Origin of the sequence: Arthrobacter sp. NPDC057388, assembly GCF_042668165.1 — a bacterium.
Taxonomy (GTDB): domain Bacteria; phylum Actinomycetota; class Actinomycetes; order Actinomycetales; family Micrococcaceae; genus Arthrobacter.
In genome coordinates this window covers 77,432-96,367 of sequence record NZ_JBHVBL010000009.1, presented here as the reverse complement: position 1 = coordinate 96,367, position 18,936 = coordinate 77,432, and the positions used below count along the sequence as shown (strand labels likewise).

General features: G+C 67.7%; 17 protein-coding genes. 10 read left to right on the top strand and 7 right to left on the bottom strand.

What is annotated here, in order from left to right; translation table 11 throughout:
• Nucleotides 1–13: 13 nt before the first annotated feature.
• The 8 genes from ACFUTU_RS06735 (at nt 14) to ACFUTU_RS06700 (ending at nt 9,017) form a co-directional block, all read left to right on the top strand.
• On the top strand, nt 14–727 hold the full coding sequence (locus ACFUTU_RS06735) for a C40 family peptidase (protein WP_377962339.1): 714 nt from the start codon (nt 14–16) through the stop codon (nt 725–727).
• Nucleotides 728–829: 102 nt separating this feature from the next.
• Nucleotides 830–1,630 carry an NlpC/P60 family protein gene (locus ACFUTU_RS06730; RefSeq protein WP_377962336.1) on the top strand — a complete coding sequence of 267 codons (801 nt, stop codon included), beginning with the start codon at nt 830–832 and terminating at the stop codon, nt 1,628–1,630.
• Between the two features lie 222 nt (nt 1,631–1,852).
• Nucleotides 1,853–2,353, top strand: a complete 501-nt coding sequence (locus ACFUTU_RS06725; protein ID WP_377962333.1) for an HNH endonuclease — start codon at nt 1,853–1,855, stop codon at nt 2,351–2,353.
• Nucleotides 2,354–2,378: 25 nt separating this feature from the next.
• Nucleotides 2,379–2,969 (top strand): molybdenum cofactor guanylyltransferase, encoded by a 591-nt coding sequence (locus ACFUTU_RS06720; RefSeq protein WP_377962330.1) that lies wholly within the window; start codon nt 2,379–2,381, stop codon nt 2,967–2,969.
• Between the two features lie 36 nt (nt 2,970–3,005).
• Nucleotides 3,006–3,353, top strand: coding sequence for a DUF6457 domain-containing protein (locus ACFUTU_RS06715; RefSeq protein WP_377962327.1), 348 nt, complete (start codon nt 3,006–3,008; stop codon nt 3,351–3,353).
• Nucleotides 3,350–4,885, top strand: a complete 1,536-nt coding sequence (locus tag ACFUTU_RS06710; protein ID WP_377962324.1) for a molybdopterin molybdotransferase MoeA — start codon at nt 3,350–3,352, stop codon at nt 4,883–4,885. The genes ACFUTU_RS06715 and ACFUTU_RS06710 overlap by 4 nt, the downstream gene beginning before the upstream one ends.
• Nucleotides 4,886–4,946: 61 nt before the next feature.
• Nucleotides 4,947–5,819 (top strand): formate dehydrogenase accessory sulfurtransferase FdhD, encoded by an 873-nt coding sequence (gene fdhD, locus ACFUTU_RS06705; protein ID WP_377962321.1) that lies wholly within the window; start codon nt 4,947–4,949, stop codon nt 5,817–5,819.
• A 174-nt stretch (nt 5,820–5,993) separates the two neighbouring features.
• Nucleotides 5,994–9,017 carry an alpha-mannosidase gene (locus ACFUTU_RS06700; protein WP_377962318.1) on the top strand — a complete coding sequence of 1,008 codons (3,024 nt, stop codon included), beginning with the start codon at nt 5,994–5,996 and terminating at the stop codon, nt 9,015–9,017.
• A 516-nt stretch (nt 9,018–9,533) separates the two neighbouring features.
• Here the strand turns inward: ACFUTU_RS06700 and ACFUTU_RS06695 are convergent.
• The 7 genes from ACFUTU_RS06695 to ACFUTU_RS06665 all read right to left on the bottom strand — a co-directional run bounded on the left by ACFUTU_RS06695 (nt 9,534) and on the right by ACFUTU_RS06665 (nt 15,162).
• Nucleotides 9,534–10,352, bottom strand: coding sequence for an amino acid ABC transporter ATP-binding protein (locus ACFUTU_RS06695; RefSeq protein WP_377962315.1), 819 nt, complete (start codon nt 10,350–10,352; stop codon nt 9,534–9,536).
• Complete coding sequence (locus tag ACFUTU_RS06690) at nt 10,339–11,004, bottom strand: amino acid ABC transporter permease (RefSeq protein ID WP_377962311.1); 666 nt, start codon at nt 11,002–11,004, stop codon at nt 10,339–10,341. The genes ACFUTU_RS06695 and ACFUTU_RS06690 overlap by 14 nt, the downstream gene beginning before the upstream one ends.
• Nucleotides 11,005–11,841 carry an amino acid ABC transporter substrate-binding protein gene (locus tag ACFUTU_RS06685; RefSeq protein ID WP_377962308.1) on the bottom strand — a complete coding sequence of 279 codons (837 nt, stop codon included), beginning with the start codon at nt 11,839–11,841 and terminating at the stop codon, nt 11,005–11,007. It abuts the gene before it with no gap.
• A gap of 320 nt (nt 11,842–12,161) precedes the next feature.
• Entirely contained in the window at nt 12,162–12,899 is a 738-nt protein-coding gene (locus ACFUTU_RS06680) for a hypothetical protein (RefSeq protein WP_377962305.1), read from the bottom strand.
• Entirely contained in the window at nt 12,896–13,642 is a 747-nt protein-coding gene (locus ACFUTU_RS06675; protein WP_377962302.1) for a hypothetical protein, read from the bottom strand. The genes ACFUTU_RS06680 and ACFUTU_RS06675 overlap by 4 nt, the downstream gene beginning before the upstream one ends.
• Nucleotides 13,643–13,693: 51 nt before the next feature.
• Nucleotides 13,694–14,428 carry a hypothetical protein gene (locus ACFUTU_RS06670; protein WP_377962299.1) on the bottom strand — a complete coding sequence of 245 codons (735 nt, stop codon included), beginning with the start codon at nt 14,426–14,428 and terminating at the stop codon, nt 13,694–13,696.
• Nucleotides 14,425–15,162 (bottom strand): hypothetical protein, encoded by a 738-nt coding sequence (locus ACFUTU_RS06665; RefSeq protein ID WP_377962296.1) that lies wholly within the window; start codon nt 15,160–15,162, stop codon nt 14,425–14,427. The genes ACFUTU_RS06670 and ACFUTU_RS06665 overlap by 4 nt, the downstream gene beginning before the upstream one ends.
• Nucleotides 15,163–15,356: 194 nt before the next feature.
• On the opposite strand from ACFUTU_RS06665, the gene ACFUTU_RS06660 reads away from it, so the two are divergent.
• The gene (locus ACFUTU_RS06660) at nt 15,357–17,021 is read left to right on the top strand and encodes an ABC-F family ATP-binding cassette domain-containing protein (RefSeq protein WP_377962293.1); all 1,665 of its coding nucleotides are present in this window, start codon (nt 15,357–15,359) and stop codon (nt 17,019–17,021) included.
• Nucleotides 17,018–18,931 carry an ABC transporter ATP-binding protein gene (locus ACFUTU_RS06655; protein WP_377962290.1) on the top strand — a complete coding sequence of 638 codons (1,914 nt, stop codon included), beginning with the start codon at nt 17,018–17,020 and terminating at the stop codon, nt 18,929–18,931. Before ACFUTU_RS06660 ends, ACFUTU_RS06655 begins: the two co-directional genes overlap by 4 nt.
• Nucleotides 18,932–18,936 lie beyond the last annotated feature (5 nt).

Below are 18,936 nucleotides of genomic sequence, written 5' to 3'. Positions count from 1 at the left end.
GCAGACGGTTCGTATGAACCCGTTGGACTCCGTGTCCAAGGCGGTTAGCGCCAATGCCGGCACAGTAGGTCGCCAGGCAGCTGTCATCGCAGCTGCTTCAGGACTCATCCTGAGTGTTGGCCTGCCGGCCAACGCAGCCGATGCCAACATTGGTGTTTCCGCCTCCTCGGAGACCGGATCCCAGGCCGCACAGCTTGCTGTGACCGCCGCGCCCACCGCTACTGTCTCCTTCGAGCGTCCTGAAGTCACCACCGTGGCTGCCCCGGTCGCCGAAACCATCGCTCCGCAGTCGAGCGATGAGGGCCAGGCAGCCGAGGCAGGCCAGGCCAGCGACGACGAGAGCACCGGTGGGGCCATGGCCGTCACCGCAAAGTCCGCCGATGGTGCGGCCTCCGCCGCAGCGTCCGGACTGGCTGCAATCGCGTACACCGGCATCGGCAGCCCCTATGTCTGGGGCGGTACCACCCCCAGCGGCTGGGACTGCTCCGGCTTCACTCAGTGGGTTTACGCACAGGCAGGCATCAGCATTCCCCGCGTCAACGCGTGGAACGCCATGAAGCCCACCTCCACGCCTGCTCCCGGTGACCTGGTCATGCAGAACGGCGGCGCCCACGTGGGAATCTACGTCGGCAACGGCATGATGATCAGCGCATTGAACCCCTCGCAGGGCACTCTCCTGCACGCGGTGTCCGCAACGGGCACGTCCGCTTTTTACACCCTTCGCTAAAAATCCGATTCGAGACGGGCCGGCTTACCCCCAAGATGCTGGCGCGTCGATAACCCACGGCCTGCTACCGCGGACCGTGGAACACGAAAGAGAGAAACTTTAATGACTACACGTGCGACCATTGCACGGCACCGCGCCGAGGTCACCAAGACCAACTCGCTGGCTGTCATTGCCAAGGCCGTCGGCGACAACGCCGGTGGTGTGGGCCGCCAGGCCGCAGTTATCGCTGCTGCTTCCGGTCTGGTCCTGACCAGCGGCATCGCCGCCAACGCCGCTGAGACCAACGTTCAGCGCGAATCCGCCGCAGCTTCCACGCTGGAAGTCCAGTCCGCTGCTCCGGCCACCATCTCCGCCGCTTCCAGCATCGCCATCTCCTACGAGAAGCCTGCTGTCTCCACCACCCCGGCTCCCGTCGTCGAGGCCCCGAAGCCTGTTGTCAAGGTGCAGGAAGCCGCGCCCGCCGAGGAAGCTGCGCCGGCTCCGGCTCCGGCTGCTGAGGCCGCTCCGGCTGTCCAGGCCGCCGCTGCCGTGAAGACCGCTGCTCCGGAAGCGCCGAAGACCACCGCCGCGAGCGGCCAGGGTGCTGCAATCGCCGCTGCCGCCTACGCCCAGCTCGGTGTTTCCCAGGACTGCACCGCGCTTGCCACCAACGCCCTCGCCGCAGTGGGTATCCACTACCACGGCTGGCCGGCCGGCTACCTGTCCCTCGGTCGCACCGTGAGCGCCGCTGAAGCGAAGCCGGGCGACCTTGCCTACTACCAGAACGGCGGCATGGGCCTGGCCCACATCGCTGTCTACGTCGGCAACGGCCAGGCCGTTCACGGCGGCTGGAACGGCGGAACCACCGCGCTGTTCAGCGTGAACGTCGGCTCCGGCCCCGTCTTCATCCGCGTCGGCGGCTAAGACAGCCCAAAGCGTTCTGAAGGACCCCTGCCACCCGGCGGGGGTCCTTTTGCATGTTGCGGGCGCACGAATTTTTGGTGACACGCCATGACGGTGCTTGTGTTCGATTCGCTCATCTGCCTAGTGAGTGTTTACTCTTATGGTGTCGATCCATAGCCCGGACATGCAGAGGGCAGCCGGCCCTCGCGCCTCTGCCGGGTGCGGCCGTGAAGAGGTATGTGCATGCGCACTCTCGTTCTGAATGCTGGATATGAACCGCTGGCGGTAGTGACATTCCGCCGGGCGCTGGTCCTTGTGCTCACCGGAAAGGCAAGCGTGGTGGCCGAAGGCGACGATCCTGTCGTCGGGCCCCAGGACATCATGGGCCGTCCGTCCGTGATTCTCCTCAACCGCTATATCCGTCCCCGGTACAACATGATCACCGCGGTGAGCAGGCGCGGTGTGCTCCGCCGCGACGGCCACCGGTGCGCCTACTGCGGCAAAGCAGCCCACACCATAGACCATGTCCAGCCTAAATCCCGGGGTGGTGCTGACTCCTGGGAGAACCTCGTGGCAGCGTGCCTGCGCTGCAACAACGTCAAAGGCGACCACACGCCCGCGGAGATGGGCTGGAAGCTCCGGTTCGATCCGGCTCCACCGGTGGGCACCATGTGGCAGATCAAGGAACTGGAAAAGCCCACACCGGCGTGGGACCCGTTCCTGCTTCCGGAAAGGGCAGCCTGAGTCTTCCAGCATTACGCTGGGTGTTGTGGACTTTGACGCAATCATCCTGGCCGGCGGCCGCTCCTCGCGGCTGGGCGGCTCACCCAAGTCTGCCCTGATATTCGACGGCGCCACCCTCCTTGAGCGGTCCCTCGCAGCCGCCGCCGGGGCCCGGCACATGGTTGTGGTCGGTCCTGAGGCGGCGGCCCTTCCGGCCGGCGTGCTCACCTGCCGTGAGGACCCGCCTTTTGCGGGCCCCGCGGCAGCGATTGCCGCCGGCCTCGACGCACTCCGCGGTGCGGGCCGGGCGGACCTGGTTCTGGTCCTCGCCTGCGACATGCCGCGGGCTGGAGACGCTGTGCGTGCCCTCCGGGCAGCGCTCCCAGGGGGCGCCGACGGCGTCATGGCATCGTCCGCAGAGGGGCGGCTCCAGCCGCTGGCCGGTTTTTATGGCACAGCTGTGCTGGAACGCGCGGTGCGCGCTGCCGCCGCGCGCAATGCCCTGGTGCACGGCTCGGTGTTCGCCCTCCTTGCTAGTCTTGACCTGCAGGCTGTGGCTGTCCCTGCCGGGTCCACCGATGACGTGGATACCTGGGACGACGCGGCCGCGTTGGGAGTAGCTGTCCGGGAGCCGTGAGCCGCCTTCCGGGCCGCCGTGAATTTGGAGGCAGGCATGAAGAGCCAGGACGAGACACTTGAGGAATGGTGCCGTCTGCTGCTGCGGGCTTTTAAGCTCGAGGACGTGGACGTTGACATCAACGAGGTGCTGTCCGTCGCGGGAGTGGCCGCGCACTCAGTGGTGCGTCCGGCGGCACCGCTGACCACCTTCATAGCCGGGCTCGCCGTCGGACTGGCCGCTGATTCGGGCCGGGCGCCCGATGCCGCATCCGTGCAGCACGCCATGGACGTGGCGCGGTCCGTGGCCAAGGCCTATGCCGCCGACGAGGCGCAGTCTGCGGAAGGTTCCCCGGCCGCCGGCTCCGCCGGATCCGCGGTGCCCACCGGGACCCCGGGGGAATGACGGCCGCGCCCGAGCACCGCTCCGCCGGTCCCGGCCCTTCCGGCACTCCGGACTCCTCAGGCGACGCCAGCCTTAACAGTGACGCCGCTGCTGCCGGTGAGGCAGTTGTTCCGGACGTTGCCCCGGATGGTGAACCCGCCGGCGCCGGCGATCCCGCCTCCGGTGCCGGACCCGCCACAGACAGCGAACCCGCCGTGGAGGCGGCCCACGCCAAGCACCTGGATCACACCTGGGAGGAAGCCCGGCGGGCAGCCTTCGACTGTGCCACCCCGATCCCGGCGGCGCCCGTGCCCTTGCGCGACGCCGTCGGACGGACCTTGGCCGTGGATATCACCGCCCGCCAGGACCTGCCGCACTATGCGTCATCAGCCATGGACGGCTGGGCCGTCAACGGAAGCGGCCCCTGGATCCTGGCCGAAGCGGGGCAGAGGCTGGCACCGCACCAGGCGAGCGTGATTGTGACGGGCGGACTCATCCCGCCCGGCGCCAAGGCCGTGCTGCGCAAAGAGAGCGGTGTGATCTCCACAGACGACGACGGCCTGCCTGTCCTGACGCTGGGCGGCACCGCCCGCCCCGGCGAACCGCGCAACGGCCAGCACATCCGCAAGGCTGCGGAGGAGGCCACCGCCGGGGACGTGCTGGTCAGGGCCGGCGCCGTGCTGAATCCCGCCCACGTGGCGCTGGCCGCACTGGCCGGCCACGACGAACTGGCGGTCCTGGGCAAACCGGTGGTGAAGCTGCTGCTGACAGGCTCGGAGGTCGTGGAGCGGGGACTGCCTGATCCCGGACGTGTGCGTGACACGTTCGGACCGCAGCTGCCCGCAGTGGTGGAAATGCTGGGCGGGCTGTGCCGTGAACAGCTCCGGATCGGGGACAGCTACGAGGAGTGGCTGGCAGGCCTCGAGGACACGGGCATCCCGGAGGCACAGAACCTGCCGGCCGACGTCGTCATCACCACCGGCGGCACCGGCGTCTCGGGAACGGACCATTTCCGGCGCGCCGTCGCTGAACTGGGCGGACGGCTGATCATTGACGGCGTGGCCATGCGGCCGGGCCACCCCGCTGTCCTGGCTGAGCTGCCGGACGGGCGGTTCGTTCTGGGGTTGCCGGGCAACCCGCTGGCGGCCATGATGGCCCTTTCGACGGTGGGCGCACCGCTCCTGGCCGCCCTGGGACACGGCAAGCTGCCGCCGGTCCGGGAAGTTCCCTGCGGCACCATGCTCGATCCCGAGCCCGGCCGTACGCGGCTGATGCCCTTCCGGCTCCTTTACGGGATGGCTTCGCCCGCGCAGCACGCCGGGCCCGGCATGATGCGCGGGCTGGCGTCGGCCGACGGTGTGCTGGTGGTTCCGCCGCACGGCGTGCAGCTGGGCGAGATGGTGCCTGCTTTCGCACTGCCGTGGGGCCCTGCCATCCCCGAAACCAAGGCCGCCGGGCCCAAGGCCAAGAGCCCGGCGCGGAAGTCCCCGTCCCGCACAACCAAGCAGGGAGCCCAAAGCGGTCCGGTGGACTGGAGTGCCCTGCTGGACTGAGACCTGCCCGGCTGAGGTGCAATGATGGAGTCATGAACAGCCACTCAGCGCGGAGTACCGCATGGGCCGTGTAACGCAACGACGCAAGGTGCACCGCTACGTCCTGGACGGTTCGGCCGCGGCCCTGGAATTCCCGGTCCGGCACCGTGAGGACGTGCTCGCCGTGGAGGAGCCGCTGGAAATCCGGTTGGGCAACCTTTCCTACTCGGTCACCATGCGCACGCCCGGGGACGACTTTGACCTCGTCGCAGGTTTCCTCGTCTCCGAGGGTGTCATTTGGGATGCCGAACAGTTGATCTCGCTCCGGTTCTGCGCCGGCGAAGACGAAAACGGCGTGCAGACATTCAACGTGGTCGAGGCCCAGCTGCGGCCCGATGTGCCCCTGCCGGACACCGGGCGGCGCGTCTACACATCCAGCTCGTGCGGGATCTGCGGCACCGATTCCATTGAGGCAGTCACGAAGTCCTCGCACTTCAACCCCGCCGCAGACCGGCTCACGGTTCCCGTTGAAACGCTGGCTGCCCTGCCGGACCGGCTGCGGGAAGCCCAGGCCGTGTTCGAGGTGACCGGGGGAGTCCACGCGGCCGGGCTGTTCAGGATCGGCGACGACGGCGGTGCCGAACTGCTGTGCCTGCGGGAGGACGTGGGCCGGCACAACGCGGTGGACAAAGTGGTGGGCTGGGCGCTGCGCGAACGGCGGCTGCCGCTCACCAACACCGTGCTCCAGGTGTCCGGGCGGGCCTCCTTTGAACTGGTCCAGAAGGCCGCGCTGGCAGGCATTCCGGTGCTCGCCGCAGTCAGCGCACCGTCAAGCCTTGCGGTGGAGCTTGCGGAGTCCACAGGCGTCACACTCGCCGGCTTCAGCCGGCGAACCAGCCTTAACGTATACGCAGGTCCCGAGCGCATTTCCACTCCGGCGCCGGTGGCGCAGTAAGGGCGTGGCCTCTTGGCGGCCGGACGCGGACGCAGTAGATTTTATCCATCGAATGGAAGCGCTGATCCGATCCGGCTGCAGCCGAACTGCCCGGACGCAAGCTGACGCGACGCCCATGCCCGCACGAAAGCCAGCACACCCCGCTTCCGCTTTCACGTACTAAAGAGGTACACATTGCACGACGACCGCCGGATCACGGAAGTCCGCCTGGACCGCTTTCTCCGCGAACGGATCACGCCCGCCATCTATGGGCGCAGCGTCCCCCTGGAGCTCACAAGCTGGGACGTTCCCGATGAACCCGTCCCCGTCCTGGAAGCCCTGCGGCAGGATTTCGTGCCGCAGGAACACGGTGCCGCCTGGGGACGTCCGTGGAGCACCAAATGGCTGCGCCTGCAGGGCGAGGTCCCGGAGGCCTGGGGAATGGCGCCGGACACCGAGGTGGAAATCATCGTGGATCTCGGGTTCACCACCGAAATCCCGGGCTTCCAGTGCGAGGGGATCGCGTGGCGTCCGGACGGGACGATCATCAAGGCCATTTCGCCCCGCAACCAGCACATCCCGCTGAAACTGCTGGGCAGCGGCCTGGCGGTCGACTTCTACGTGGAGGCGGCAGCCAATCCCGACGTGGCCCAGGGCTGGAGCTTCGCGCCCACTCCGTACGGCGACAAGGCCACCGCCGGCAACGAAACGCAGTACCGCCTGGGCAGCATCGCCATCGCGGAGCTGAACCGCGCCGTGTGGGAACTCCAGCAGGACGTGCTGACGCTCAGCGGCCTCATGCATGAGCTGCCCACCGAACTGCCGCGCCGGCACGAGATCCTTCGTGCCCTGGAACGCATGATGGACACCATGGACCCGGATGACATTGCGGGCACGGCGGCGGCGGGACGGGCCGCGCTGGCCGAGGTCCTGGCCAGGCCTGCTTACGCTTCCGCCCACCAACTCCTGGCCACCGGGCATGCGCACATCGATTCGGCCTGGCTGTGGCCGGTGCGGGAGACCATGCGCAAGTGCGCCCGGACGTTCTCCAACGTCGTGGCCCTGATGGACGAGGATCCGGACTTCGTGTTTTCCTGCTCCTCGGCCCAGCAGCTTGCCTGGATGAAGGAGTACTACCCGGAGCTGTTCGGGCGCATCCGGGAAAAGGTGACGTCCGGGCAGTTCATTCCCGTCGGCGGCATGTGGGTGGAATCCGACACCAACATGCCCGGCGGCGAGGCCATGGCCCGGCAGTTCGTGGAAGGCAAGAGCTTCTTCCTCAGGGAATTCGACGTCGAATGCCAGGAAGCCTGGCTGCCGGATTCCTTCGGCTACTCCGCAGCCCTGCCACAGATCGTTAAGGCCGCCGGGAGCCGCTGGTTCCTCACCCAGAAAATCTCCTGGAACCAGATCAACCGGATGCCGCACCATACCTTTAACTGGGAAGGTATTGACGGCACCCGCCTCTTCACACACTTCCCGCCCGTGGACAGCTACAACTCCGAACTCAGCGCCCGGGACCTGGCGCATGCCGAGCGAAACTACCGCGATCACGGCTACGGCACCACCTCGCTGGTTCCGTTCGGCTATGGCGACGGCGGTGGGGGACCCACGCGGGAGATGCTCGCTGCCGCACACCGCGCGGCTGACCTGGAAGGCTCGCCGAAAGTCCGGATCGGAACGCCCCAAAGCTTCTTTGAACAGGCCGAAGCCGAGTACCCGGCGCTGCCGGTCTGGGTGGGCGAAATGTACCTGGAGCTGCACCGCGGCACCTACACCAGCCAGGCCCGGACCAAGCAGGGCAACCGGCGCTCCGAGCACCTTCTCCGCGAGGCGGAGCTCTGGTGCGCCACTGCGGCCGTGCGCTCCGGCGAGTACTCCTACCCCGCAGCCGAGCTGAAGCGGCTGTGGCAGCTGGTGCTCCTGCAGCAGTTCCATGACATCCTGCCCGGCAGCGCCATCGCCTGGGTCCACCAGGACGCCGAGCGAAACTATGCAGCCGTGGCCAAGGGGCTCGAAGCGCTCATCAGCGAGGCGGCCGGCGCCCTCCTGGGCGAGGGGACCGAGGAGTTCCTGCTCAACGCCGGCCCGCACGCCCGGTCCGGGGTCCCGGCGCTCGCCGCCGCAGTGCCGGCCCCAACGGAAGACCCAGTTCAGGCCACCCCCCGGGATGGCGGCTTTGTCCTGGACAATGGCGTCATCCGTGCGGTGCTGGACAGCAACGGGCTCCTGACTTCCCTGCGGGATCACGGGACGGGCCGGGAGGCCATCGCCCCCGGCCAGTTCGGAAACCATCTGGAACTGCACCGGGACACCCCGAACGAATGGGATGCCTGGGACATTGATGAGTTTTACCGGCGGACCGTCGTCTCCTTGGATGATGCCGCAGAGGTGAGGCTGGAACGGCACGGCGGGGACGCCGTCGTCGTGGTGGAACGGCGCACCGGTTCCTCCCGCATCACCCAGCGCATCACCCTGGCGGCGGGCAGCCCGTCCCTGGGAATCTCCACCGAGGTGGACTGGCAGGAGCGCGAGAAGCTGCTCAAGCTGGGCTTCCCGCTGGACCTGAGGGCCGACCGGTCGGCGGCGGAGACCCAGTTCGGCCACGTCTTCCGGCCCACCCACGTGAACACGTCCTGGGAGGCGGCGAAGTTCGAGATCTGCGCGCACCGCTGGATCCACGTCGCCGAGCCCGGCTACGGCGTGGCCATCGCCAACGCCTCCACGTACGGCCACGACGTCGCCCGGTCCGTCCGGGACGACGGCGGGACCACCACCACCGTCCGGCTCTCACTGCTGCGCGCGGCCAAGTTCCCCGATCCCCAGGCCGACCGCGGCCGGCACGTGCTGGATGTCTCGATCCGCCCGGCAGCGGGAATCGCGGAGGCCGTGGAAGAGGGCTACCGGGCAAACCTCGCGCCCAGGACGGTCCGCGGCGCGCACCAGGCCGAAGCGCTGGTCTCCGTGGACAACCCGGCCCTGGTGGTTGAAGCCGTGAAGCTCGCCGAGGACGGCTCCGGAGACGTCATCGTCCGGCTGTACGAGTCGCTCGGCCGGCGCTCGGCCGGACGGCTCACGGCCAATTTCCCGGCGAAGGGAATCCAGGCCGTGGACCTGCTGGAGCGTCCGGTCGAGACGGCCGGCGTGGTGGCCGGGGCCGACTCCGCGGAGCTCACGCTGCGCCCGTTCCAGCTGGTGACCCTGCGGCTCGCCCGCTGAACGGTGACTCGCCAGGGCGAATTGCCAAAACGGGCCGCCTAGCTTGCTGCTGGGCGGCCTTTTTTGGCGAAACGGCGGAGACGGGGGGCTTTCGTGCTTGGCGTGGGCTGGCAAGCCGTCAGGTTTCGGGGCTCGTCGATTTACCAATAGGGCCGCTCAAGGGACGAGTGGTCTGGCGAATTGCCAAAAAGGGCCGCTCAAGGGACGAGTGGTCTGGCGAATTGCCAAAAAGGGCCGCGTAGCTTGGCTGCTGGGCGGCCTTTTTTGGCGAAATAGCGAAGGCTGGAGCGGCTGCCTTCGTGCTTCGCGTGGCCTGGCGGGGCGTCACTTTTGTTCGGGCTCGTTGATTTGCCCAAAAGGGCCGCTCGAGGGGCGATGGTCCGGGGATTTACCAAAAAGGGCCGCTCAAGGGACGAGTGGTCTGGCGAATTGCCAAAAAGGGCCGCTCAGCTTGGCTGCTGCGCGGCCTTTTTTGGCGAAATGGCGGAGGCTGGCGCTGCCGGCAGCTACCCCGGCTTAGAACTCGTGCAGCAGGCGCCGGACGAATTGCCGGGTCCGCTCCTGCCGCGGCGCCCGCAGGACCTCCGCGGCCGGCCCGCGCTCCACGACCACGCCGCCGTCCATGAAGATGACTTCGTCCGCCACCTGCCGGGCAAAGGCCAGCTCGTGGGTGACGATGACCATGGTCCAGCCTTCGTCGGCGAGCTCCTGGATCACGCCCAGGACGTCGCCCACGAGTTCCGGGTCCAGCGCCGATGTGGGCTCGTCAAACAGCAGGAGCTGGGGCTTCAGGGCCAGGGCACGCACAATGCCCACGCGCTGCTGCTGGCCGCCGGACAGCTCGAAGGGATACGCATCGCGCTTGTCCGCCAGGCCCACCCTGGCAAGGAGTTTTTCGGCCTCGGCAACCGCCTCAGCCCGTTTGCGCTTCTGGACCTGCACGGGTCCTTCGATGACGTTCTGCAGGACGGTCATGTGCGGGAACAGGTTGTAGTGCTGGAACACCATGGCGCTGCGGTCCCGCAGGTCCGAGATCTCTTTCTTGGAGACTTTGGCGGCGAAATCCAGGGCAAGGCCGGGGCCGGAGCCGGCAAAGGTGACAGTGCCGGCGTCGGGCTTTTCCAGTCCGTTCAGTGAGCGCAGCACGGTGGTCTTGCCGGACCCCGACGGCCCGATCAGGGCCACCACGTTGCCCCGGCGCACGTCGAGGTCGATGTCCCGCAGCACCACGTTGCTGCCGAATGCCTTCGCGAGGTTGCGGACAGAGAGCACCGGCCTGGCCTGACCTGCGGCGCCGGAGGCGGCCGTATGGGTTGCGCCGTCAGTGGGCGACATAGCGGTCCAATCTCCTTTCAAGGACGGACTGCCCGGAGGAGAGTGCCAGGCAGATGACCCAGTAGACGAGGGCCGACTCCAAGTACAGCACCATGAACTCCTGGCTGAAGGCCGCGATCTGCTGGGCGTTGCGGAACAGCTCCGTGACAAGGATCAGCGAAGCCAGCGAGGTGTCCTTGACCAGCGAAATAAAGGTGTTGGACAGCGGCGGCACCGACACCCTGGCAGCTTGCGGAAGGATGATGCGGCGCAGGGACTGGCCCCGCGACATGCCGATGGTGTGGCCGGCTTCCCACTGGCCCTTGGGCACGGACAGGATGGCTGCGCGGACGACCTCCGCCGCATATCCGCCCACGTTGAGCGAGAAGGCGATGATGGCACTGGGCCACGGATCGAGCTTCACGCCGAGGCTCGGCAGGCCGTAGAAAATCACAAATAGCTGCACCAGCAGCGGCGTCCCGCGGATCACCGACACGTAGAACCGCGCCACGCCGGACACCACCACGTTCCGGCTCAGGCGCATCAGCGCTACCAGCAGGGCCAATGCAAGGCCTATCGCGAACGATGCCAGGGTCAGCGGGATGGTGCCGGTGACTGCGCCCGTGACAAGGGGGCCGAAGGAGCTCCAGACGAGATCCCAGTTGAACGGCATCTACTTGGTGACGTCCGTGTCGAAGTACTTCTCCGAGATCTTGGTCAGCGTTCCGTCAGCGCGGAGGTCGTCCAGCGCCTTGTCCACCGCGGCCGTGAGTTCCTTGGAGCCCTTACGGAACACGAAGGCGCTTTCCGATTTCTCCCTGGTCTCGGCCGCGATCTTCAGCCCGGCGTCAGGATTCGTCTTGGCGTAGTCGAGGTACGTGAGCTTGTCGTTCACGGTCGCATCCACACGGCCCTGCCGGACAAGTGCCACGCTCTGTGCCCAGCCTTCCACTGACTGGACGTTGGCGCCGGCGTCGACGGCCAGTTTGTAGAAGTTGCTGGTGAGCGACTGGGCCGTGGTCTTGCCCTTAAGGCTGTCAAAACCGGTGATGCTGTTGTTGTCCGCCTTCGTCACGACCACGCCCGTGGAGACGGTGTACGGCTTGGAGAAGTCGTATTTGGCCTTGCGTTCGTCGTTGATGGAGATCTGGTTGGCGATGGTGTCGAAGCGCTTGGCGTCGAGGCCGGCGAAGATGCCGTCGAACTGGGTCTCCTGGAAGGTGGCCTTCACGCCGAGTTTCCCGGCGACGGCGCGGGCGATCTCGACGTCGTAGCCCGTGAGGTCGCCGGCACCCTCGGCGTGGAAGCTGAAGGGCTTGTACGTGCCCTCGGTGGCGATGACAATCTCGCCCCTGGATTTCACGTCGCTCAGTGACGTGTCGGTGCCGCCGGCGGTGCCCGGGCTGCTGGCGGCGGGAGCCTGGGATCCGCCGCCGCAGGCCGTCAGCGCCAGGGCCAGTCCGGCGAGGGTGGCTGCGAGGGCAGAGCGGCGGGTGTGGGTACGGTTCATGGCGGGTACCTTCTTCTTCAGGCGGCAGCGGCGGGCACCGCGGCGGCCAGGGCCGCCGGCGATGCTACTGGATGCAACGCGTTTGAAAAGACCTTTTATTTCGCCATCATACGAGGGGCGCTGTGCCGCTATGCGGCAGGCCCCGGCGCGCCCCTAAAGAGCCCTTAAAAAGGCTGAGTGGGGGCGGTCCCCAACGGCCGCCACCACTCATCCCCCCAATGTGTGATCCGGCAGGCGCCACGGCTTGTGAGCCAGGCAGCAACTGCTTTCACACATTCATGATTCTCTCACGGTCTAATGATTTTGTGAATCCCATATTGCTACCCTGCGGTAGATGACGTTCCGTGACTGCGGCGCCCGGTGGCCACTACCCGCGCCAACCACACCGACGCCAGCCCGAGAGCGAAGAAAACCACCGCGGCGTTGTTGACCAGCAGCCTCTGCCGGTCCAATGCCGCCGCGGCGAATTCCAGCAGGAAACCCGCCACAGTTGCCATGGCTCCGGCGGCCATCAGGGCAGCACCGGAACGCACCAGCCACGGCAGCGGGCTGCGCAGGCACCGGAGCAGCGACGGCAGGAGTGCGAGCGCAACGTAGGCCAGGTACCCGCGGGCAGCGGCCCAGTAGAGCGGCACCAGCACCGCGTTCCGCGGGCTGGCGTCCGCTGTCCCCCGCAGGCCGACGGATGACGCGGTGGCATCCATGATCAGGAAGATCGCCACGAGGCCGACGGAAAACACGGCAAGCATGGCCAGTCCGATGCGTCCTGTGATCAGGCGGTAGGCGCCGGCGGCCCCGAAGGCCTTCGTCACCCGGACCGCCACCAGGAGTATGGTGCCGAAGGCGATGAGCCGGAGGATGACATTGGCGATGTTGACGCCGCCAAGGGCCCGGTCAATGGCCAGGTAGAAACTTTCGATGCTGAGGACGCTGGCCGCGGTGGCCAGAAGGAAGATGAAGAAAAGGGAGGGATTCCGCCCACGAAGGGCGCTGGGGATCCGGGCCGCGGCAGCACCCGCACAGACAACCAGCGTTATCCACGGAAGAATCTCTCTCATACCAGGTTCTCCCAGATTCTTTCCGTTTGTTCCTGGTCCTGTTCCTGCCGGCGCAGGGTTTTGCCCAGGGCCTGGAGCCGTTCGCCTGCCAGGGCCGTCAGGTCGCCGTCGCTTAGCCGGTCCAGGGCCGCCTGGCGGGCGCCGGGGGGCCAGCCGGCTTCGGTTTCGGTGACCAGTCCGGTGGCTACCAGTCCGCTGGCGAGTCCGACGCCGGCGGCGCGGGAGGTGGCGACGGCCAGTTCGGGGGCGAGCCGGTTGGCGGTCAGCTGTGCTGAGTAGTTTTGGGGAGCGACGCCGGTGGCGGCGGAGACGCGGTGGCGGAGTTCGCCGTCGTCGATGGCGTCCACCCAGTTCTTCACGGAGGTGGCATGCGGCGGCGGGCTCAGTTCAGGCAACGAAGTTTCAGGCCCGGCCGGGCCGGCGGAACTCTTTGGCGCGGTGCGAAGAATGACGGCCCGCAGAAGGTCGACGGTGGCGATTTGGCTTACCAGTTCCTTATCGGTGGGACGGATCGGGGAACCGGCGAGGTCGCTGTAAACCTCGAAGGTGGCCAGCGCTGCAACCGGATTGATGTTGTAGGCCCGGCTGATGCTCACCACTGTGGCCTCGGCGACCTTGCCCCGCACCATCTGCTGGGCGAGGGTGGTCCGTTTGACGCCTGAGACCCTGCAAATATCGGCCGTGCTGGTATCCGGTGCTACGCCGCTAAGCCAGCGCTGGAATGCTTTGGCGGGAAGGGGCATGAAACGCTCTCTGCTGAACGAATGTTTGACTTATCCTAGCGGCGATGCTTATCAGCGGCGTCCGGTGGCCCGCGGCCGGTGCTTCCGGCCGGCCCGGCCGCTGGCCACCCAGATCAGCGCCAGGCCAACCACAAAGCAAAGGATGGCCGTGTAGTTGACGACGAAGCGCAGGAAGCCCAGCCCCGGCGGGACGAGCGGGAAAAGCAATGACAGAGGGATGGCGATGCTGCCCACGGCCAGAAGTGCCGCACTGGTCCGGACCAGGGCGGGCAGCGAGCTCCTGACGGCCCGCAGCATTCCCGGAAGGATCGCCAGGCAGACGTAGGCCGGGTACGCCCGGCCGGCGGCGCCGTAGTACTCGACGAGCAGTGCGTTCCGCTGGTCCTTCGCCGCCACCTCGACGAGCCCCGCGGACGACCCCGAGGTGTCCATGAGGGCGAAGCAAACCAGCATCGCCACAGAAATCAGTGCCAGGGCGGACGTGCCGATGCTTCCCCGGATCAGCTGAATTCCGCGCTTGTCGCCAAATGCGGCCGCGATCCGCAGGGCAAGGAAAAAGATGGCCCCAAAGATGATGAAGCGCAGCAGGAGGTTGGCAAGGTTTGTGCCGCCCAGCAGGGCATCGATTGCCATGTAGGGTTCGTGGATGCTCAGCAGGATAGCCAGCGTCAGGAGCGCCAGGGCATAAAAGATGGAGCTGTTCTTCCCGCGGACCAGGTTGGGGACCCGGCTCAGCGCCGCGATGCCGGACGCAGCCAGCGTGGTCCACTGCAGGATCTCAATCATCCGAGGTTCTTCCAGATCTGTTCGGTTTGTCGTTGGTCGTGTTCCTGCCGGCGCAGGGTTTTGCCGAGGGCCTGGAGCCGTTCGCCTGCCAGGGCCGTCAGGTCGCCGTCGCTTAGCCGGTCCAGGGCCGCCTGGCGGGCGCCGGGGGGCCAGCCGGCTTCGGTTTCGGTGACCAGTCCGGTGGCTACCAGTCCGCTGGCGAGTCCGACGCCGGCGGCGCGGGAGGTGGCGACGGCCAGTTCGGGGGCGAGCCGGTTGGCGGTCAGCTGTGCTGAGTAGTTTTGGGGAGCGACGCCGGTGGCGGCGGAGACGCGGTGGCGGAGTTCGCCGTCGTCGATGGCGTCCACCCAGTTCTTCACGGAGGTGGCATGCGGCGGCGGGCTCAGTTCAGGCGGTGCTGCCCCCGCACCGGCACCGCCGTCCGGCTCCGTGCGGGCGATGATGGCGTGCAGCAGGTCCGCGGTTGCAATCTGGCTGACCAGCTCCTGCAGGGTGGGCGGGATCGGCGGCATTTCCAGATCCCGGTAAGGCTCGAAGGAACCGAGCGCCGCCACCGGGTTGATGTTATAGGCCCGGCTGATGCCCACCACGGTTGTCTCGGCCACCTTGCCGCGGACCAGCTGCTGGGCAAGGGTGGTCCGTTTGACCCCTGATGCCCGGGCGACGTCGGCAACGCTGGCGTCGGGGGCGATGCCATGCAGCCAGCGCTGGAAGGCCTTGGCGGGTAAGGGCATCGATCGCTCTCTGCTGGCTGGAAAGGTGGTGGGAAGGGGCAGCCCGCCGCCTCGATTTTACGTAGCGCGCCACTTCCACTATGCTAAATGGTCGAACCCGCTGGTCCGTACACCCCCCAAGTCCGGACCAGCGGGTTCTTTCATGCCCGCCCGGATTTTCGGGCGAAAACGGGCAGCGGTGAGAGGATGGATTGATGACTGCAACCCTTGTTGCGAAGGACCTTTCGGGCGGTCATGACCACCGCACCCTCTTCTCCGGGCTGTCCCTCACAGTGGCCCCCGGGGATGTCGTTGGCGTGGTCGGCGCCAACGGCGCCGGCAAGTCCACCCTGCTGCGGCTCCTCGCCGGCGCGGACCAGGCGCAGGACGGCACAGTGAGCCTCGCCCCGGCGGACGCCTTTGTGGGATGGCTGCCGCAGGAGCATGAACGGATTCCCGGCGAGACAGTCGCCGCGTACATCGCCCGCCGCACCGGCTGCGCGAAGGCCACCGCCGAGATGGAATCCACTGCCGAAGCGCTGGGCTCGGGGGCGCCGGGCGCCGATGATGCGTACGCGGTGGCCTTTGACCGCTGGATGGCCTCCGGCGCCGCGGACCTGGACGAACGCATAGCACCTGTCCTGGCGGACCTGGGCCTGGAGGTCGGACCCGACGCCGAAATGACCGGCCTTTCCGGCGGCCAGGCCGCACGCGTGGCGCTCGCCGCCCTGCTGCTGAGCCGCTTCGACGTGGTGCTCCTGGACGAACCCACCAACGACCTTGACCTGGACGGCCTGGCCAAACTGGAAGCCTTCGTGCAGGGCCTTCGCGGCGGAGTGGTGCTGGTCTCCCATGACCGCGAGTTCCTGGCCCGCTGCGTGACCTCCATCGTGGAACTGGACCTCGCCCAGAACGCGGTGGCCGTATACGACGGCGGCTACGAGTCCTACCTGGAAGAGCGCGCCGTGGCCCGCCGGCATGCCCGTGAACGGTATGAGGAATTCGCCGCCACCAAGGCGGACCTGGTATCCCGTGCCCGCACACAGCGGGAATGGAGCTCGCAGGGCGTCCGGAACGCGATGCGGAAAAGCCCCGACAACGACAAGATCCGCCGGGCGGCCAGCACTGAGTCGTCCGAGAAGCAGGCACAGAAGGTCCGGCAGATGGAGTCGCGCATCGCCCGCCTCGAAGTGGTGGAGGAACCGCGCAAGGAGTGGCAGCTGCAGTTCAGCATCGGCCAGGCTCCCCGCTCCAGCTCCGTGGTGGCAACGCTGCGCGACGCGGTGGTCCGGCAGGGCGGCTTCACCCTGGGACCGCTTAACCTCCAGCTCAACGCGGGTGAGCGGATCGGCATCACCGGGCCCAACGGTGCGGGGAAATCGACGCTGCTCCGGCTGCTTCTGGGAACCCAGGAACCTGACTCCGGGGACGCTTCGCTTGGTGTGTCCGTGGCGGTGGGCGAGATCGACCAGGCCCGCGGACTGCTCGCCGGACACCTCAAACTGGCGGACGCCGTCGAATCCGTCCTGACCGATTACACGTCCGCCGAGGTCAGGACCCTCCTGGCGAAGTTCGGCCTCAAGGCGGACCACACCCAGCGGGCCGTGGATTCACTGTCGCCGGGGGAGCGGACCCGCGCCGCCCTCGCCCTGCTGCAGGCCCGCGGTGTGAACCTGCTGGTTCTGGATGAGCCCACCAACCACCTGGACCTCCCGGCAATCGAGCAGCTCGAAGAAGCACTGGAAAGCTACGACGGCGCCCTGCTGCTGGTCACCCACGACCGGCGGCTGCTGGAAAATGTCCGGCTGGATGTGCGCTGGAACGTGGACAACGGAGCCGTCACCGAACTGGCGGCTGGCAAGATGGAGCAGAACAGATGAGCATGGATGGCGTCGCCTGGCGCTCGCTGCACCAGATCACCCGGGCCAAGAGCGGCTCCCAGCCGTTTTCAAAGGCGACCCTCAAACGGGTCCTGGGCTTCGCCCGGCCGCACCGCGGGAGGCTGGCCGCCTTCGTGGCCGTGTCCGTCGCGCTGGCCTTCCTGGCGGTGGCCACCCCGGTGCTGGCCGGCCAGGTGGTCAACACCATCGTGGCACGCTCGGATGCCGGCGAGGTGCTCCGCCTGGCTGCCTTGATCGCCGGCGTGGCCGTGGCGGAAGCGGGCCTTGGGCTGGTTAGCCGCTGGCTGTCCTCCACGATCGGCGAGGGCGTCATTGTGGACCTCCGCACCAAGGTGTTCGACCACGTCCAGCGGATGCCCATCGCGTTCTTCACCCGGACCCGCACCGGTGCGCTGGTCAGCCGCCTGAACAACGATGTGATCGGCGCCCAGTCCGCGTTCGCCGGGACCCTGTCCGGTGTGGTGAGCAACGTGGTGGCGCTCATCCTCACCCTGGTGGTCATGCTGAACACCTCCTGGCTGGTCACGGTGCTGGCCATGATCCTGCTGCCGATCTTCCTGATCCCCGCACGGCGGATGGGCTCGCGGCTCGCTGACCTGCGGCGCGAGGCGGCCGAGCACAACGCCGCCATGGGCACCCAGATGACCGAGAGGTTCTCCGCACCCGGCGCCACCCTGGTGAAGCTCTTCGGACGGCCGGACGACGAATCCCGCGAGTTCGCGCTCCGCGCCGGACGCGTCCGCGACATCGGCGTGCGGACCGCCATGCTGCAGTTCACCTTCGTGACGGCGCTGACGCTCGTCTCCGCGCTGGCCCTGTCCCTGGTCTACGGCCTCGGCGGCTGGCTGGCCATCGGCGGCCAGCTCGCCCCGGGCGACGTCGTGGTGCTGGCACTGCTGCTGACCCGCCTCTACGCCCCGCTCACCTCGCTGTCCAACGCCCGGGTGGAAATCATGAGTGCCCTCGTCAGCTTTGAGCGGGTCTTCGAAATCCTGGACCTCGATCCGCTCATCAAGGAAAAGCCCGGTGCGCTGGAAGTCCCGCCCGGACCCGTGGCCGTGGAGTTCGACGACGTCCGCTTCTCCTACCCGTCCGCGGACAAGGTGTCACTGGCCTCGCTCGAAGAGGTGGCCACGCTGGATACCCGCGGCGGCGAGGAAGTGCTGCACGGCATCAGTTTCCGTGTGGAACCGGGACAGACTGTCGCCCTCGTGGGCTCCTCCGGGGCCGGGAAGTCCACAGTCGCCCAGCTGCTGTCACGGCTGTACGACGTCGACTCCGGGGCCGTGCGCCTCGGCGGCTTCGGCCCCGCCGCGGGTCTGGACGTCCGCGACCTGACCTTTGATTCCATGCGCGCCACCCTTGGCATGGTCACGCAGGACGGGCACCTGTTCCACGAAAGCATCGCCTCCAACCTCAGGCTGGCCCGCCCGGAGGCGACCGAGGAGGACATGTGGGCGGTGCTGCGCCAGGCCCGGCTCGAAACGATGGTCCGCTCGTTGCCGGACGGCCTGGACACCGTGGTGGGGGAGCGCGGCTACCGGCTCTCCGGCGGCGAACGCCAGCGGCTGACCATCGCCCGGCTGCTGATAGCCCAGCCCCGCGTGGTGATCCTGGACGAGGCCACAGCTGCCCTGGACTCCACGAACGAGGCCGCGGTGCAGGCGGCACTGGGGGTTGCGCTGGAAGGCCGCACCGCCGTCGTCATTGCCCACCGGCTCTCCACCATCCGTGCCGCCGACGCCATCCTGGTGGTGGAGGACGGCCGCATCGTGGAGCGCGGAACCCACGCCGAGCTGCTGGCCGCGGACGGCCGCTACGCCGAGCTGTACCGGACGCAGTTCGCTGAGGCGGCCGCGGTGGCGGAGGAAGCTGTCCCGGAATACTGAGGTGC

Coding starts and splice junctions, on each gene's coding strand:
- ACFUTU_RS06735 (WP_377962339.1), top strand. CDS start 14: ATGAACCCGTTGGACTCCGTGTCCAAGGCGGTTAGCGCCAATGCCGGC.
- ACFUTU_RS06730 (WP_377962336.1), top strand. CDS start 830: ATGACTACACGTGCGACCATTGCACGGCACCGCGCCGAGGTCACCAAG.
- ACFUTU_RS06725 (WP_377962333.1), top strand. CDS start 1,853: ATGCGCACTCTCGTTCTGAATGCTGGATATGAACCGCTGGCGGTAGTG.
- ACFUTU_RS06715 (WP_377962327.1), top strand. CDS start 3,006: ATGAAGAGCCAGGACGAGACACTTGAGGAATGGTGCCGTCTGCTGCTG.
- ACFUTU_RS06710 (WP_377962324.1), top strand. CDS start 3,350: ATGACGGCCGCGCCCGAGCACCGCTCCGCCGGTCCCGGCCCTTCCGGC.
- fdhD (WP_377962321.1), top strand. CDS start 4,947: ATGGGCCGTGTAACGCAACGACGCAAGGTGCACCGCTACGTCCTGGAC.
- ACFUTU_RS06695 (WP_377962315.1), bottom strand. CDS start 10,352: ATGTCGCCCACTGACGGCGCAACCCATACGGCCGCCTCCGGCGCCGCA.
- ACFUTU_RS06690 (WP_377962311.1), bottom strand. CDS start 11,004: ATGCCGTTCAACTGGGATCTCGTCTGGAGCTCCTTCGGCCCCCTTGTC.
- ACFUTU_RS06685 (WP_377962308.1), bottom strand. CDS start 11,841: ATGAACCGTACCCACACCCGCCGCTCTGCCCTCGCAGCCACCCTCGCC.
- ACFUTU_RS06680 (WP_377962305.1), bottom strand. CDS start 12,899: ATGAGAGAGATTCTTCCGTGGATAACGCTGGTTGTCTGTGCGGGTGCT.
- ACFUTU_RS06675 (WP_377962302.1), bottom strand. CDS start 13,642: ATGCCCCTTCCCGCCAAAGCATTCCAGCGCTGGCTTAGCGGCGTAGCA.
- ACFUTU_RS06670 (WP_377962299.1), bottom strand. CDS start 14,428: ATGATTGAGATCCTGCAGTGGACCACGCTGGCTGCGTCCGGCATCGCG.
- ACFUTU_RS06665 (WP_377962296.1), bottom strand. CDS start 15,162: ATGCCCTTACCCGCCAAGGCCTTCCAGCGCTGGCTGCATGGCATCGCC.
- ACFUTU_RS06660 (WP_377962293.1), top strand. CDS start 15,357: ATGACTGCAACCCTTGTTGCGAAGGACCTTTCGGGCGGTCATGACCAC.
- ACFUTU_RS06655 (WP_377962290.1), top strand. CDS start 17,018: ATGAGCATGGATGGCGTCGCCTGGCGCTCGCTGCACCAGATCACCCGG.